At 51.3% G+C, this 15468-nt stretch carries 16 protein-coding genes; 14 read left to right on the top strand and 2 right to left on the bottom strand.

The genetic code is table 11. The annotated features are described in order from the left end of the window. Window positions 1-64 precede the first annotated feature (64 nt). The 14 genes from LCH85_16660 (at window position 65) to LCH85_16595 (ending at window position 14511) form a co-directional block, all read left to right on the top strand. The gene (locus LCH85_16660) at window positions 65-2116 is read left to right on the top strand and encodes an FG-GAP repeat protein (GenBank protein ID MCA0353625.1); all 2052 of its coding nucleotides are present in this window, start codon (window positions 65-67) and stop codon (window positions 2114-2116) included. A gap of 192 nt (window positions 2117-2308) precedes the next feature. Continuing rightward, window positions 2309-3385, top strand: coding sequence for a permease (locus tag LCH85_16655; GenBank protein ID MCA0353624.1), 1077 nt, complete (start codon window positions 2309-2311; stop codon window positions 3383-3385). 5 nt (window positions 3386-3390) lie between these two features. Beyond that, window positions 3391-4089: a TIGR03943 family protein gene (locus LCH85_16650; protein MCA0353623.1), complete on the top strand. Its 699-nt coding sequence runs from the start codon at window positions 3391-3393 to the stop codon at window positions 4087-4089. 18 nt (window positions 4090-4107) lie between these two features. Beyond that, window positions 4108-4371, top strand: coding sequence for a hypothetical protein (locus tag LCH85_16645; GenBank protein ID MCA0353622.1), 264 nt, complete (start codon window positions 4108-4110; stop codon window positions 4369-4371). A gap of 210 nt (window positions 4372-4581) precedes the next feature. Then, window positions 4582-5532: an NAD(+)/NADH kinase gene (locus LCH85_16640; GenBank protein MCA0353621.1), complete on the top strand. Its 951-nt coding sequence runs from the start codon at window positions 4582-4584 to the stop codon at window positions 5530-5532. 3 nt (window positions 5533-5535) lie between these two features. Then, the gene (locus LCH85_16635) at window positions 5536-5763 is read left to right on the top strand and encodes a DUF951 domain-containing protein (GenBank protein ID MCA0353620.1); all 228 of its coding nucleotides are present in this window, start codon (window positions 5536-5538) and stop codon (window positions 5761-5763) included. Window positions 5764-5873: 110 nt separating this feature from the next. Beyond that, window positions 5874-6269, top strand: a complete 396-nt coding sequence (locus LCH85_16630) for a hypothetical protein (protein ID MCA0353619.1) — start codon at window positions 5874-5876, stop codon at window positions 6267-6269. Then, on the top strand, window positions 6262-7065 hold the full coding sequence (locus LCH85_16625) for a uridylate kinase (protein MCA0353618.1): 804 nt from the start codon (window positions 6262-6264) through the stop codon (window positions 7063-7065). Before LCH85_16630 ends, LCH85_16625 begins: the two co-directional genes overlap by 8 nt. A gap of 49 nt (window positions 7066-7114) precedes the next feature. Beyond that, window positions 7115-7579, top strand: coding sequence for a hypothetical protein (locus tag LCH85_16620; protein MCA0353617.1), 465 nt, complete (start codon window positions 7115-7117; stop codon window positions 7577-7579). 15 nt (window positions 7580-7594) lie between these two features. Beyond that, window positions 7595-8344, top strand: a complete 750-nt coding sequence (locus LCH85_16615; protein MCA0353616.1) for a DUF881 domain-containing protein — start codon at window positions 7595-7597, stop codon at window positions 8342-8344. Continuing rightward, on the top strand, window positions 8341-9048 hold the full coding sequence (locus tag LCH85_16610) for a DUF881 domain-containing protein (protein MCA0353615.1): 708 nt from the start codon (window positions 8341-8343) through the stop codon (window positions 9046-9048). The genes LCH85_16615 and LCH85_16610 overlap by 4 nt, the downstream gene beginning before the upstream one ends. A gap of 94 nt (window positions 9049-9142) precedes the next feature. Beyond that, the gene (locus LCH85_16605) at window positions 9143-10300 is read left to right on the top strand and encodes an FAD-binding oxidoreductase (protein MCA0353614.1); all 1158 of its coding nucleotides are present in this window, start codon (window positions 9143-9145) and stop codon (window positions 10298-10300) included. A gap of 64 nt (window positions 10301-10364) precedes the next feature. Further along, entirely contained in the window at window positions 10365-11261 is an 897-nt protein-coding gene (locus tag LCH85_16600; GenBank protein ID MCA0353613.1) for a hypothetical protein, read from the top strand. Beyond that, window positions 11248-14511: a tetratricopeptide repeat protein gene (locus LCH85_16595; GenBank protein ID MCA0353612.1), complete on the top strand. Its 3264-nt coding sequence runs from the start codon at window positions 11248-11250 to the stop codon at window positions 14509-14511. Before LCH85_16600 ends, LCH85_16595 begins: the two co-directional genes overlap by 14 nt. Before the next feature lie 105 nt (window positions 14512-14616). Here LCH85_16595 and kdpC read toward each other — a convergent pair whose 3' ends face one another. Beyond that, on the bottom strand, window positions 14617-15198 hold the full coding sequence (kdpC, locus tag LCH85_16590; GenBank protein MCA0353611.1) for a potassium-transporting ATPase subunit KdpC: 582 nt from the start codon (window positions 15196-15198) through the stop codon (window positions 14617-14619). Continuing rightward, window positions 15198-15464, bottom strand: a complete 267-nt coding sequence (locus LCH85_16585) for a hypothetical protein (GenBank protein MCA0353610.1) — start codon at window positions 15462-15464, stop codon at window positions 15198-15200. Before LCH85_16585 ends, kdpC begins: the two co-directional genes overlap by 1 nt. Window positions 15465-15468 lie beyond the last annotated feature (4 nt).

Here is a 15468-nt window from a genome sequence, read left to right as displayed (position 1 = left end):
TCCGATTACGGGCGCGAGTTAGACTGGCGCGAGTTAGCTGGCTCCATGATTAAAGGAATCATTTATGAGCACACCAAAACCAATCATCTATACCCGCATGCTGCTTGGATTATTGTTGATCAGCATCAGTTTTGGCCTTGGATTGCCGCGAATCGCCGCCCAAGCTCCACGTGCCGAGGGAACGGAGCGCTTAACTTCAGCCGATTGGGCGGCAATTCAAGGCCTGCTTGCACCAACCACGGCGATCACTGGCTCCAAATTTCAAGCAGCATATTTGAAGGCCGCCCAAGTTTCGGCTGGCGATAGCTTTGGCGCGAGTGTGGCAATCTCCGGCGATACGGTGGTGGTTGGCGTTCCAGCCGAGTCAAGCAGTTTAGCGGGCGTGCAAAATAGTGCTACGCCGACCATCAATGCTTTGGCTGCACAAGCAGGTGCCGCCTATGTGTTTGTGCGCGGGAGTGCTGGCTGGCAGCAACAGGCTTACCTCAAAGCCTCTGAGGTAACCGCCAATGATCAATTTGGTTGGAGCGTGGCGATCGCTGGCGATACGATTGTGGTTGGCTCACCGAGAGAGAGCAGCAGTACGGTTGGCGTGCAAAATAGTGCGACACCGACCGTCAATAATGATCTTGGTGGGGCTGGCGCAGCCTATATATTTGTGCGCACTGGCTCCACTTGGAGCCAACAAGCGTACTTCAAAGCCTCACAAGTTACGGCTGGTGATTGGTTTGGCTGGAGCGTGGGTTTGGCTTCAAACACGATTGTGGTTGGAGCTTATGGCGAGGATAGCAATATCGTTGGCGTGCAAAATAGTGCTACGCCGACCGTCAATGAAGCGGCTACCGCTGCAGGTGCGGCCTATGTGTTTGTGCGCACTGGCTCAACTTGGAGTCAACAAGCCTACCTTAAAGCCGCCCAAATCGATAATGATGATGTGTTTGGGTGGAGTGTTGCAGTAGCTGGCGATACGGTGATCGTTGGTGCACCAGGTGAGGATAGTAGCCATACGGGAGTGCAAAATAGCGCTATAGCCTTGGTCAATGAGGCGGCTCTGGCAGCAGGGGCAGTCTTTGTATTTACCCGCAGTGGCTCAACCTGGAGTCCGCAAGTCTTTGTTAAGGCCTCACAGGTTACGCCTGGCGATCAGTTTGGCTTTCATCTGGCGATCGCTGGCAATACGATTGTGGTTGGCGCTCCCTACGAAGATTCAAGCATCTCGGGCGTGCAGCATGGCGCTAGCCCAATCGTTGATGAGCTTGCATCGTTCGCTGGAGCTGCCTTTGTTTATACCCAGAACGCAGGAGCATGGAGCCAACAAGCCTACCTCAAAGCATCGAATGTCACAGATGGTGATCGCTTTGGCATGAGTGTGGCGATTGATGCTAATACGATTGTGGTTGGTGCGCCTGAAGAAGATAGTGGCATTGCTGGGGTGCAAAATAGTGCAGTACCCACCGCTGATGCAAACGCCATCCAAGCCGGAGCCGCCTATGTTTATGCGCGGAATGCTACAACCTGGAGCCAACAAAGCTATCTCAAGGCTTCGCAGGTTTCGACCGGCGATTATTTTGGGCGTGGGGTCGGAGTTTCAGGCGATATGTTAGTTATTGGGATTCCGCTTGAAGATAGTGCTCGCAGTGGCATCCAAAATAGTGCTACGCCGAGTGTCGATGAACTTGCTGCTGATTCAGGTGCGGCCTTAATCATTGATACAACCTATCGTTCATATAGCCCGTTGGTTCAGCGGATGACTCTCTTGGCGTTGCTTACGATCAATTCGACGGCTATTCCCATTCGGGTGGTGACGCAACAGGGCGAAGTATTTGCCAGCTTCACGGCAACGTTGCCTGCCACGATTCCGGCTGGTGGCCATATTTATCTTTCGGCTAGCCCTAGCTCGTTGCAACCAACCTTGGTCGATGATCGAATTATCATTCGCGATGGGGCTAACGTAATTTTTCAACATACCTACGATCTTGCGAGTAATGGTGAGCTTGTTGAGATTCCATGGGCAGTTATTAGCGCGGCCAGCGGCCATACCCTGACGATCACTTTTGTGGATGTTTCGGCAGGGCTGGTTGGGGCAACGCCGATCTATCTGATTTGGCTTGAATAGATGATCCACGAAGGGCACGAAGGTTGGGTTGGTTGGATGCTTGGAATGGCTTTAATTCCAAAAACCATATTAACTAAACTTAGCGATCTTCGTGCCCTTCGTGGTTTCGTGTGCCTCGTGGATCAAGCGAGCTGTTTTCATGTACAACGTTTTCGGGTATCATGGCAGCAGTCGAACCAACGAGGTGTCCCCATGGCTGTTGTCAGTGTCGATGTTCAACCCAAAACCCAACGCAAATGGCTACTGTTTTTCGCGCCGTTGATTGGCATTTTAGGGCTGTGGCTGGCCAGTGGCTGGCTCGTACCAAGCAATTTAGCCCCATTAACCAACAAACTTCAAGGCTTAGTCACCACCTTTCAAGGGATTTTTATCGAAGCCTTGCCCTTTTTGAGTGCTGGGGTGATTGTTTCGGTCTTAATTGGCGAGTTTGTCAAGCCGCAGCATTTGGCCAGCTTCGTGCCGCAAAATGCCTTTGGAGCTTCAATTTTTGGCTCACTCTTGGGCTTATTGTTTCCAGTCTGCGAGTGTGGGGCGATTCCAACCAGTCGGCGTTTGCTGCGTAAAGGCGCACCAGCCTCAATGGGGATCGCCTTTGCCTTAGCTGCTCCTGTGGTCAACCCGATTGTGCTGATTTCAACTTCGATTGCCTTTGGCGATGTGCGTTGGGCCTTGGCGCGGGTTGGTTTTACAATTATCATCGCCTTAACCATAGGCTTGATTATTGGGGCTGGAATTAAACGCGAAGCAATTTTAACCCCGCTTGCCCTAACTCCCGATGTTGAGCATGATCATAGCCATTGCGACCATGACCATGGTGCTTGCGACCATTCCCATGAACAACCCAAGGGGCGTTTGGCCGGCTTGATTGCCCATGGCAGCGTTGAATTTTTTGAAATGGCCCAATATTTGGTGATGGGTTCGTTGCTGGCAGCGACCATGCAAACCTTCATCCCCCAATCGGCCTTGCTCACCCTGAATGATAGCGGTATCGGCTTTTTTGCTCCATTGTTGGGGATTGTGGTCTTGATGTTGGTGGCAGTGCTGCTTTCAGTTTGTTCCACGGTTGATGCCTTTTTAGCCTTATCGTTCCTTGGCTTGTTCCATCCTGGTGCGGTTATGGCCTTTTTGGTCTTTGGCCCGATGATTGATATTAAAAGCACCTTGATGCTGACCACCACCTTCCGTCGCTCAGCGGTGTTGGCGATGGTTGTGCTGGCGGCTTTATTTGCGATTATTGCTGGCTTGATCAGCTATGTTGTTTTGATCTGAGGTGAATGATGCAACGTCAGGTGCTTGAGCGCTGGCTCTCGGTTGGAGTAATGTTCGGGCTGGGAGCCATGATTATCTACAAGTGGCAAACCAACCGCTTGAATTTGTATATTCACCCACGTTATACTGGCTTATTAGTTGCCACGGCGGTCGTGCTATTGTTGGCGGCAGTTGGCATGGCCTTGACCAAAGCGCCAGCTATTCCCAAACGCATGTTGGCATTATTGACCATTCCAGTGGCCTTTGCGTTGCTTGTGCCTGCCCGCCCGCTGGGGGCAAATTTGGTTTCGGGCAAGGCCTTGAATGCCAATTCGAGCGATAATTTGCTAGCACGCTGGAAAACCAACTTATCCGATGATAGCAAAAGCTGGACATTGCTCGAATGGACGACCGCAGTGCGTCAGAGTGATCTCGAAGTATTGCGCAATAAGCAGGCAGCTTTTGAAGGCTTTGTCTATCGCACGCCCGATTTGCCTGCCGATGAAGTGCTGGTTGGGCGCTACGTCGTGACCTGCTGCACCGCCGATGGCACGGCCCTGTCGTTGCGAGTGAAAGCGACCAATGGCGCAGATTTTAGCAATGATCAATGGGTGCGAGTTGAAGGAACCTTTGTGCCAGCCGAAATTAATGGCTCGATTGTGCCCCAAATTGCTGGCACTTTAGTCTCAATCGAAATGCCTAGCTCGCCATATTTGTATCCATAATCGTATGAGGAGTTTGTGATGAAACCATGGCTTCGTCGAACGATCATTCTCTCGGGAATTAGTTTGTTGCTTGGCGCGATTTTCAAAGAATTTTCGCAGCCACGCGGGTTGCGGGTTGGGGAAGGCAAAGTCTTGGGCGTTCCCTATAGCCTGCGTCTGCCAAATGGCCATGATCTGCGCCAACGCTACTGGAATGCTGAGGGTAGCCCAGTTGCGCCGCCATTGTTGGGCGTTGGCTTTTATCCTAATATTCCTGCCTTGTTACGCAAGTTGCAAAAGTAAACGAGGGGTCAGAGGTCAGGGATTAGGGGCTAGGGGCTAGAGGTGTAGAGAACCACGAAATGTAGAAGCGGGGTTAGGGATTAAGGACTAGGGTTCAGAGTTAGGAGGATAAGGGAATCATGGATCAAGGGCTAGGGGTAGATACCTAGAATCGTTACGATTTCAACTCTGACCCCTTCGTAGATCAATTTTGGAGATTGGTTGCTATTTATGACCCGTGTTGCAATTATTGCCAATCCAGCTTCAAGTAAAGATATTCGACGGGTGGTCAGCCATGCCTCGAGTGTCTCGAATAACGAAAAAACTAGTATTGTGCGGCGGGGGTTACAAGGCTTGGCGGCCACGCCTGTGCAAGAAGTTTGGTATTTGCCTGATCATGCTGGAATTGTGCGCAACGCTGCCGAGCGCCAACAATTGCCGTTTCGCTTGTTGCCATTCGAGGGCGAATGGCACGATCACGCTGATGATACAACCTTGGCTGCGCGTTTGGCCGAACAGCATGGCGTTAGCTGTTTGATGACGCTTGGTGGCGATGGCACGGCTCGGGCTGCGGTCAAAGGCTCGCGCTCAATTCCGATTTTAGCCTTATCAACCGGAACTAACAACGCCTTTCCCCAAACGATCGAGCCAACTTTGGCAGGCTTGGCGGCAGGAAGCGTAGCCTGTTTCGCGCCTGAGGCAGTGACACGCCATGCCTTGCTCGAAATTTATCGTAACCAAGAATTGCTTGATCTCGCGTTGGTTGATGTAGCCAGCGTTGCCGATAGCCTAGGTGGGCGAGCAGTCTGGGAAATTAGCAAGGTGCAACAGGTTGTTACTACCCGTTTAACTCCAGGCACGGTTGGGCTTTCGGCGATTGGCGGCCATTGTGGTGTTGTGCCTGCTGATGCCCAAGCAGTCCATGTATTATTGGGCGCTGGGCGCACGATCAACGTGCCAATCGCCCCAGGCCTGATCACACCCGTAGCCTTGGCGGAATCCAACTATTTAGCTGCTGGCGAGCGAATTGCGTTACGCAGCGGCGCGATTGCCCTTGATGGTGAGCGCGAATGGATGGCGCGGGCAGGCGAGCAATGGCAAGTCCAAGTGCTTGCTGAAGGCGTAGCAACCGTTGATCTTGCGGCTGCCCTAGCGGCTTTTGCCCAACAGCAAGCGAGGTAAGCTGTGGCACGCTTAGATTTAGCGCTTGATGATATTGTGCAATTGCGCAAGCCGCATCCGTGTGGCGGCTATCGTTGGCGGGTCACACGCTTAGGAGCCGATATCGGCTTGCGCTGCCTGACCTGTGAACATAAAGTGATGCTGCCGCGAGCGACCGTTGAGCAACGCACCAAAGCCCATTTTGATGCTGAAGGCCATCCCAAGCCTGTGGCAAACGGATCGGCATCCTAAAAATAAGCCTCAGCTTCAGGTTTGTGGCTTGATACTTGACTCTCATCTAGCCCCAACATTGTGTTGCCAGATTTCTAGTACAATAGTACCACCTGTGAAGGAGGTGGCTTATGCTTGAACGACCATGTTGGCAGTGCCAAACTGGCAATAGCCTCGACCAAACTCATTGTGCTGGGTGTGGGGCCGACCTTGCCCAACCAACCACGACGACTAGCCTCGCAACCAAGGCTTCAACCAGCTTGACGACGCGCCTGCGCCAATCGCCGATTTTGCGCAGTCCCGTGGCGAAGTCGGTGGCACTTGGCTTGGCAGCGTTGGCCGTCGATCTTGGCTCGAATTTGTTGAGCAAGCGCCAAAAACCTGCCGCAGCACCAACCACCAGCTTGGCAACTAAACCTGCTGCCGCGCAACGGGTCTTTTTGCGCCAACGTGAGTGGCAAGAGTTTGATGAACAGGGAACCTTGCGTCGCCATGTTGTGGAGCGTTTGATCATTCGCGATGAATAAGCCTATTTTTATCAAACTTGGCGGCTCGATGTTGACCGATAAAACCACCGCCGAACGTTTGGTCGATCAAACGCTCAAGCAGGTTGTGACCGATTTATCGGCTTGGCGACAAGCGTATCCTAACCAGCCGATCTTGCTGGGCCATGGCGGTGGCTCGTTTGGCCATTATTGGGCTGAACGCTATCAAACTGCCCAAGGCATTATCAACGAACAAAGCTGGTGGGGCGTGGCACGGGTTGCCGATGCCATGGCACGGCTCAATCGCGCGGTGGTTGGCGCTTGTTTGGATGCCGATTTACCCGCGATTGGCATTCAACCGATGGCCTCAAGCCTGGCTCATGCTGGCGAGATTCAACAAATTGGTAGTCAAACGCTCGCGACCTTGTTGGCTGCTGGAACGATTCCGGTGATTTATGGCGATGTCTTGCTTGATGCCGCCCAAGGTTGTACGATCGCCTCGACCGAACGGATTTTTAGTGCCTTGGTTGGCCCACTCCAGCCAACCCAAATCATCCTACTTGGCGAACAGGCCGTCTATGATGCCGACCCCCGCCAACACGCCGATGCTCACCCAATTCCTTTGATTAATCGGACAAACTACGCTACCATTATTGCTCGGCTCGGTGGCTCGCATGGCGTTGATGTCACCGGAGGCATGCGCAATAAAGTTGAAGCAATGTGGCAATTAGTCCAACAAGCGCCGCAGCTTGAAATTTGGATTTGTGGTCCTCAACAGTTGCAATCTGCGTTATCAGGACAATTAAATGGCCCTGGCACGATCATCAAGCTTGATTAATGCCCTGCTTGCTGATCAATTATGATCTGCCATGCCTTTGGAGGTTTTTATGCAACGGCTTAAATTATTCACGTGGTGTCTGTTTTTATTGGTTGGTTGTGGCCAAATTGCCGTCGAACCCAAGCCCGCCCCGCCAGAATCAGTCGCTAGTGATGATTATGATGTTGCGGTGGTCAGCGTCGATTTCGACCCGGCATTGCAAGGTTCGCGCTTGCCAATTAGCGATAAATATGCGGTTTTAGTGGCTTTGGAGAATCGTGGCCTGCTAACCGCCTACAATATTAAGCTTAATGCGCGTTTGCGCCGCAGTAGTGATGATATACTTATGCTCAGTGGTAGTAGAAGCGTGACCGAATTGGCTCCAGGCCAAATCTTGGTTGTGCGGATCGAGCCTGAGGGAGCGATACCAGCCAACGCTGATGTTTATAGCCTGATTGTGCGGGCTGAACCACTAAGCCAAGAAACTCTGACTAGCAATAATACGCGTGAATTTACCATCCGCGTCGAGCCATAGTCTGCGGGAGCACCTATGCGTCAACTATTACCTCAGCATCGTGCCATTTTGTCGCTGTTCGCTTTGCTCTTTGGTGGGTTGTTTGTCGGCATGCTCATGTCGGTACGACCCCAAGTGGCACTTTCGAGTAGTAGTAGTTCGCGCAATAGCTCAGCTAGTCTAAGCGTCGATCGCATCGGTACGCTGCGTGAGCATCAGCAAGAATTAAATGCTGAACTCAGCCGTTTACGCGATGAACAAGCTGAGTTGCAACAACAATCAACCTCCAGCCAAAGCAATTTTGAAGAAATTCGCACTCAAATCGATCAGCAGCAACAATTGGCGGCCTTGGTGGCGATGCGCGGGCCGGGCGTGGTTGTGACCCTCAACGATAGCAATGCCAATTCGTTGCCCGATGAAGTTGCCGACGTGAATCGCTATATCATCCATCAGCAACAGCTTGTGACCTTGGTTGGTGTGCTGTGGAGCAACGGCGCTGAGGCAATTTCGATCAACGATCAGCGCATCACCGATCAAACCTCGATCTATTGTGTTGGCTCAACGATTTTGATCAACCAAGAGTTGATGGCTCCGCCGTTTACGATTCGCGCAATCGGCGACCCCAACACCCTAGCTAATGCCGCCAGTAATTCGCCCTTGCTCAGCGATTTATGGAATCGCCAGCGCGAATTTGGCATCGGTGTCGATGTTAAGCAAAAAGCTCAAGTGCAAGTGCCGGCCTACACTGGCCCCTTGGCCAATCGCCATCTGGAGGTTGCGCCATGAGCCGCTTTCGCATTCGACGAGGGATTTTGCGCCAAAGCTTGTTGACCTTGATGTGTATGTTGATTGGCTTTGCGGTAGTGACCCAACTGCGCACCTATGAAAATATTGCCAACGATGTGGTTAAGCTTTCGCCTGAGCAACGTGCCGAATTAATGATTAGCTTGATCGATCGTAATGCGGCTACTGAACGCGAAATTATTGCCTTGCGCCAGCAAAATGAAGATTATCGCCGCACTCAATCGAATGGCACCAGCACGCTTGATCAATTGGCCAACGATTTGAATCGTTATAAATTGCATACTGGCGCGGTGCAAGTCCAAGGCGGCGGGGTCACAATTACCATTAATTATCCCCTGCGAGCTGCCGATGTGATTGCCCTGACCAATGAAGTGCGCAATGCCAGCGGCGAAGCAATTGCGATCAACGGGCGGCGGATTGTGGCGCGAACTCGCATCGAAGAAGATGACAATGCTGAATTGTATCTTGACGGCCAAATCCAACACGCACCCTACACAATTCAAGCAATTGGCGATAAAGAAACCTTGATGGGCGCATTGAATCGGGTTGGTGGTCTGTTGCGGATTTGGAACGAAATTGATGGGGTTGATATTACGATTGAGCCAACCAACGTGATTACCATGCCGCGAGTCAGCAACCAACCTGAATTTCGTTATGCCCAACCTGCGCCCAAAGAGGGCCAATAGTACAGCCATTTTGGGCTAAAATCAGCCGCCACGCCAGAGCATCCTTTGGTACAATAGTGCAAACATCATTGCACATCAAAGGAGATCGTTCGGAATGGTTCACCAAGCACAGGTTGTCGTTATTGGGGCAGGCATCATTGGGGCTTCTGTTGCCTACCATCTTGCTGCGCGGGGCTGTACCGAGGTAGTGGTGTTAGAAAAAGAGGCAGTTGAGGTTACTGGCTCGACTGCTCGTTCTGCGGCTGGGGTTCGCCATCAGTTCTCATCACGCACCAATATCTTACTTTCCCAATATAGCATCGAACGCTACAAACATTTTACCGAAGAAATTGGCGGCCATGCCGAATTACATCAACATGGCTATCTCTTTTTGTTTAATGATTCCGCCACCTGGCAAGCCTACCAAGCGGTGCTCGAATTGCAACGTAGCTTAAATGTACCAGTGCAGGTGCTTACGCCAGAACAAGCTGCTGGCTATATTCCCGAATTAAATATTAGCGATATCGTTGGCGCAACCTATTGTGCCGAAGATGGCTTTGTTGACCCGCATGGCATTGCAATGGGCTATTTGAACAAAGCCCGTGAGTTGGGCGTGAAGGTTTTACGCGATGCTCCGGCGCTGGGCTTTGAATTTGCCGATGATCAGGTGGTTGGGGTGCAAACACCGCAAGGCACAATTCATTGCAAATATGTGGTCAATGCTGCTGGCCCCTATGCTGGTGAGGTTGGCAAAACCGCTGGCTTTGAGATTCCGATCAAGCCGTATCGCCGCTGCATCTATGTTTCCGATCCATTTCCGGCCTTGCCCAAGGATATTCCGCTAACAATTGATGTTGGTACGGGAGCCTACATTCGCAAAGAGCAAGAGACGGTGCTGATGGGCTTGAGCAATCTCAACGAGCCATCATCACACGATACCACGGTCGATTGGGATTGGCTGGATACGGTCTTGGAAGCCATGCTGAATCGTTTTCCAATTTTGGAGCGGGCGGGGCTTTCCGAGCGCCAATCGTGGGCTGGCTCGTATGAAATTACGCCCGACCACCTACCCATTTTAGGCCGGATGCCCAATTGCCCTAATTGGCTGAATGCCGCCGGATTTAGCGGCCATGGCGTGATGCATGCGCCCGCGACTGGTTTGCTGATTGCCGAAGAAATTCTTGATGGCCGCGCTCACTCAATCGAGATTGACGAGTTGCGAATCGAACGCTTTGCTGCTGGCGAACTACACGCTGAGCGCAATGTAATCTAGGGGTGTTTCAAGCCTGCGTCGGTTGAGGCAGGCGCAGGCTTGAATGGAGTGTTGAGCAACGCCTATGCAGAGTATCGACAAACTATTTGTAAACCGCGAAAAACAAACTGCTGGCTTTGTGAAGATGGTGCAAGGCGAAACGCCCAAACGCATCATGATGATTGAGGCTGGTGGTGGGTTGGGTAAATCGTGGACTGTCGAATTTATGCGGGCTGAATGTCAACGGCGGGGCATTCCGAATACTGAAATTGATTTTGCCGATAGTGTTGTTTATGATTATTTGGCGATGTTGCGCCGCGCCCGCGATGGTTTGGGGCCAGCGGCATTTAATCAATTTACCCAAGCACTCAATGAAGTAACCCAGCCAACCGTGCGGATTGAAACCGGCACGGCCAATACCAATGCCATCAACAATCTCTTGGGCCAGGGCAATACCTTCTCTGGCTCGAATGTGAATGTTGGCGAGGTAGTTGCTGGTAACGTGATCAAAGATAATTCGTTTGTGATTAATGCTGATAATGCGGTTGTGCGCCAGGCCTTGCAGGATCGATTGACCTTGGCATTTTTTGAATGTTTAACCGCTTTGGCGGCTCAAGGCCCACTCTGTTTTTTCTTTGATACCTATGATAAAGTCACGGTCGAAGCTGAAGCATGGCTCATGGGCCACCTTTTGCCGCGAGTGCGCGATGGCTTGATTCAGAATGTGGTGGTGGTGATTGCTGGGCGTTCGGTGCCCAAACTCGATAATCAATGGGATCGGATGATCGCGCGAACTGGGCTGGATCTCTTTTCTGAACCGTATGTTAAGGAATATTTGGTTCAGCGGCGCGGCCTTAACGACGATCCAAATGTCATTAAAGCGCTCTTTCAAGGGAGCACCGGACAACCCCAACTGCTCGCGATGTTGGCTGATAATATCCTACGCTCACAAGATAGTGGAGGCGATGATGACTGGCTCTGAAACGCATCAATGTCCTACATGCGAAACTGTCTTGCGCCCTACTACCTTATTTTGTCCGCGCTGTGGCACGCCGATTATGCCAACTGTCAGCAATGCCTTGCAACTCTCGATCACCCAAATTCTTGAAAGCATGAAGCCTGGTCAGGCCGAGGTGATGCGCCGTTGTGCGATTCCGCGCTGGTTTGATGAAGAAATTTTGGCGGTGCTGCGCGAACGCGACGATGGCAATAATGCCAAAATTCTCCAGCAAGTGATCGAATATAGTTTTGTGCGCCAAGTTGGTGATGGCCGTTATGCCTATATCGACGATGTACGCCAATATTTGCTGGAAGATTGGCGGCTGCGCCCCGATGATTTGCACCCCATTCAGCAGCGTTTGTATCGCTATTTCGAGCGGCGCATGGGTTCGACTATGGCTGATAATCGTGCGACATGGCTGCGTGAAATTGTTACCTACGATTTGCTATTGGCTTCAACAACCAGCGTTAAGCATCAAAAACAAGATGATAATAATCCGTGGCTCTTGACTCAGGCAGTGGTCGCGGCGCGGGTTGAACGAGCCTTGCTGCGGTTTCGCAATTTGTTCGAGGGTGCTTTTAATGCCCATCGCATGGCCGAGGCCGAGGCAATTTTGTTGGCGGCCGAAGAACAAAGCAATATTCTCGCTCCGTTGGTGCGCGATTGGCTGCTGTATTATCGCGGCAAGATGAATTTTGCCATGGTGCGGCTTGACGAGGCGATTAGTTGCTTTGAAATTTTGCTCAAGCGCGATGATCTTGATTCTGAGTTGCAGGTTTTGGTGGCAATCAGCCTTGGCGATGTGCAAGTTGAGGCGGGCAAATGGTCGGCTTCGATCTTGTCGTATCAAAAAGCCTTGGCAACTCCCAAAATCGAGCCAGCGCAGCAGGCCGAAGCACATCTTGGAATTGCCGATGCCTACAATGAAATTGCAATTAGCTCAGGTGGCTGGCATCAACCGCAAATTCAGAAATATCCAATTGCACGAGCCTTGTCTAAACTATTCCAATCAATTGCGATCATTCCGATGTTTATTTTGGTGAGCATTTTGCGGCGTTTAGGTGCGGCTGTGCCGAAGCCCGTGATTTTGCTGCGCTACCAAAATTGGCTGCTAGCGCGAATTTTCCGCGCCTCGCGTGACCAAACCATGGCAGCATACAAGATTTTTAGCCAGCAAAATGATCAAGTCAATATGATTCGCTGCGAGATGCGTTTGATCGATATTGATGTGTTGTTTGGCAGCGTTGATGAAGCAATTGCCTTGGCTCAGCAAAGCCTGGCACGACCTAGCTGCGAGGAACCTTATCGCAAAGCTCGGGTTCAGGTAACCTTTGCCCGTGCATTAATTGCCAAACAAGATTATGCGCAAGCAATTGAAGTTGTGAATCAAGCCTTGACCGTGTTTCGCGCGGTTGATGATGGGCGTTGGGAATCACGAGCTTTGACTACGCTAGGCCGCGCCTTACAAGAATCGGGCCAGGCCGAAGCAGCCTTAAATGCCTATAAAGAAGGCTTGAGCCGTGCACGTGGCATTGGCTCGGTGCTCAGCCGCGAACGAATTTTATATGAATTACGCAGTTGGCGACGCTCGGAACTAAGCTACCCCAGCGAAATTGGCGAAATTCTGCGCGATGAACCAACCCAACGCTTTGTCGCACGCTTTCCGCGCTTCTTGTTGCCCTATTTGCAAGTTGGACAAACCCTGCTAATTCCGTTGATTTTGGTGTTTGCGGCGATCGTTGCACCAACACTTCAAGCCCAAACGATCATTCAATCGAGCAGCAATTTGGTTTTGCCAGCGCCTGATGTTTATGTTTTTCCTTGGTATCGGCTGATTATCGCCCCATTGACAATGTTGGTGTTGACGGGAATTGGTTATAGTGTACTGGGCTTGATTGTGCTGTGGCGCATGCCGATGAATCAGTTGCGCAATAATCAGCCAATTGTGCATATTATCACCCCCAATGAGCTGATTCATCAAGATCAATATGGCCAAGAATCGCATCGCATCAAATGGAAGGACGTGACCGAAATCATCACTGCTGATCGGCGGGTTTGGAAACGCCCGTTGATGGTGTTTTCACGTAGTTTTGTGCGCTCAACGATGCAGCCCTTGCTGCGGATTGATGGCATTACTGGTTGGTACAATACCTTGCTGTACCTGATTGATAAGCGGGCAAGTGAAGCAGGCGCAACAATTCGCTATTTGAGCGCTGATATTAGCTTGCTACGCAGTGTTTGGGGTTCGGTGATTGGGGTTGGCACGCTGTTGCTAATTCTGCTGATCACGAGCGTCAATGGCTGGATTCCCAATATTGCTGAGTTTTTGCCAGCGACGTTCTATTCAGCACTCCAATTATTGGCATTTAGCGGCATTTTGCTGATTGGCCCAACGATTTTCTGGACGGTGATTCGCCCATTGCGGCTTGATAATGAATTTGCCTTGGATGAGCGTTTGCCAACTTTGGCGGCGATTATCGGGCTGATTGTGATGGTGCTGTTTATCATCACCGATGGCTCAATTGTGCGCGTGCCAATTTTCAGTGTGTCGCTGTTTATTGCTGGGGTCTATGTTTTTAGCGAAGGCATTTATCAACTAGGTGTGCGGCGTGGCAAGGATCGAAGCTGGCGAGCTGGGGTGACAATTGTAGGGTTTGGTTTATTGCTAGCAGCAATGCTGATTGTGCGCGAAACGGTTTGGCGCGAGTTCTATCATGCCCGCTCCTATGCCTATACCGTGCAGGGTAACGAAGCGGCGGCAGCTGATGATCGTTTACGTGAGGCAGCTCAAACCACCGCGATGTTCGAACGGCCCATGGTTTTAGAAGAAGCTGTTTTGGCGAGTCAAAACAGCGATTGGGAAGAAGCCAGTCAGCAATATACAGCGATTGTCAATAGCCGCCAATATGATGCGCGACTTCAGGCGCTGGCTTATCATAATTGGGCATTAACCGAGCTTGCCCGTTGTAAAGCCAATGTATGTAGTGAGGCTGAATGGGTACGAATTGCCCAGTTTGAGAGCGAATCGATTGCATTAATTGATATTGCGATTGAGCAACATCAAGCCAACCCTGAAGAACGAGCGGTATTGCTTGAAGCTCAAGGCTCGGCCTATATCGAGGTTGGCCAAATTCCTGAAGCGATTCAAAAATTAACCCAAGCCTTGGCCAGCACCCGTGAGCCAAAGGTGCAACAACGGATTGAGGGCTTGCTTGATTCGCTGCAACGCTAAATAATCGATGAGCAGCATGCCCTCCTTGCCCCGCTCCCGCAGAGCGAGGCGAGGGGGACCATCGCCTCATAAACATTGAACTCCCCTCGCCTGCCGCTATTACCGCTAATCAAGCGATTTAAGTTGATCAAGTGCGATATTTAATTGCAGCACATTTACCCGTGGCTCGCCTAAAACCCCTAACGTGCGCTGGCTTGTATGCTGCTCAACCAATTGTTGGACTTGCTCGACCGCCAGGCCGCGTGCTGCGGCGACCCGTTGCACTTGGTAATTTGCCGCAGCTGGCGAAATTTCGGGATCAAGCCCGCTGGCCGAGGCGGTGACCAAATCAACCGGAATCGGCAACTGATTGCTGGGATCGGCAGCCTTGAGCGCATCAATTCGCGCTTGAACTGCTTCGGCTAAGGCGGGGTTGAGCGGGCCATAATTCGAGCCGCTTGAGGCCGCTGCATTGTAGGGTACTGGGCCAGTTGCCGAAAGCCGACCCCAAAAATATTCCGGCTGATCAAATTGTTGGCCGATTAAGCTTGAGCCACGTTGCTGGCCTGCTTGCTCAATTAGGCTGCCGTTGGCTTGGTTCGGAAAAGCCACTTGGGCAATCACGGTAACTAACGCTGGATAAATAACTCCAGTCAAAACACTGAATATAATGATTGCAGCCAAGGCTGGGCGAAAAAATGTACGCATTATTGATCTTCCTCGTCACTAATCCATCGATAGGTCGTTGCTTGTTGGTCGCGCCGAATGTATTGCAAATGGCCTTGGGCGTGATTGGTCGCAGTTTGATGCCAAACCCACATGCCAAGCGCAGCATAGCCAATGATCAGCACGACGATTGATAAAAATGTAGTTAAGGCGTGGCTCAAATGTTGAATTTCAATTTCGCCAATCGTTAAAATCATTCCAGCACAGATTGCATCGAGCCAAACCCAAGTGGTTGTGCGGCGTTTCATTATG

The sequence above is a fragment of the Chloroflexota bacterium genome (assembly GCA_020161265.1).
GTDB lineage: Bacteria > Chloroflexota > Chloroflexia > Chloroflexales > Herpetosiphonaceae > Herpetosiphon.
The sequence above is the reverse complement of the archived record's forward strand: the minus strand, read 5'-3'. Positions and strand labels throughout refer to the sequence as shown.

What these genes read in the sequence shown, in the direction of transcription:
- LCH85_16600 (MCA0353613.1), top strand. Translation starts at nt 10,365, where the DNA reads ATGCAGAGTATCGACAAACTATTTGTAAACCGCGAAAAACAAACTGCT.
- LCH85_16630 (MCA0353619.1), top strand. Translation starts at nt 5,874, where the DNA reads ATGCTTGAACGACCATGTTGGCAGTGCCAAACTGGCAATAGCCTCGAC.
- LCH85_16650 (MCA0353623.1), top strand. Translation starts at nt 3,391, where the DNA reads ATGATGCAACGTCAGGTGCTTGAGCGCTGGCTCTCGGTTGGAGTAATG.
- LCH85_16620 (MCA0353617.1), top strand. Translation starts at nt 7,115, where the DNA reads ATGCAACGGCTTAAATTATTCACGTGGTGTCTGTTTTTATTGGTTGGT.
- LCH85_16605 (MCA0353614.1), top strand. Translation starts at nt 9,143, where the DNA reads ATGGTTCACCAAGCACAGGTTGTCGTTATTGGGGCAGGCATCATTGGG.
- LCH85_16655 (MCA0353624.1), top strand. Translation starts at nt 2,309, where the DNA reads ATGGCTGTTGTCAGTGTCGATGTTCAACCCAAAACCCAACGCAAATGG.
- LCH85_16585 (MCA0353610.1), bottom strand. Translation starts at nt 15,464, where the DNA reads ATGAAACGCCGCACAACCACTTGGGTTTGGCTCGATGCAATCTGTGCT.
- kdpC (MCA0353611.1), bottom strand. Translation starts at nt 15,198, where the DNA reads ATGCGTACATTTTTTCGCCCAGCCTTGGCTGCAATCATTATATTCAGT.
- LCH85_16625 (MCA0353618.1), top strand. Translation starts at nt 6,262, where the DNA reads ATGAATAAGCCTATTTTTATCAAACTTGGCGGCTCGATGTTGACCGAT.
- LCH85_16615 (MCA0353616.1), top strand. Translation starts at nt 7,595, where the DNA reads ATGCGTCAACTATTACCTCAGCATCGTGCCATTTTGTCGCTGTTCGCT.
- LCH85_16660 (MCA0353625.1), top strand. Translation starts at nt 65, where the DNA reads ATGAGCACACCAAAACCAATCATCTATACCCGCATGCTGCTTGGATTA.
- LCH85_16645 (MCA0353622.1), top strand. Translation starts at nt 4,108, where the DNA reads ATGAAACCATGGCTTCGTCGAACGATCATTCTCTCGGGAATTAGTTTG.
- LCH85_16595 (MCA0353612.1), top strand. Translation starts at nt 11,248, where the DNA reads ATGACTGGCTCTGAAACGCATCAATGTCCTACATGCGAAACTGTCTTG.
- LCH85_16640 (MCA0353621.1), top strand. Translation starts at nt 4,582, where the DNA reads ATGACCCGTGTTGCAATTATTGCCAATCCAGCTTCAAGTAAAGATATT.
- LCH85_16610 (MCA0353615.1), top strand. Translation starts at nt 8,341, where the DNA reads ATGAGCCGCTTTCGCATTCGACGAGGGATTTTGCGCCAAAGCTTGTTG.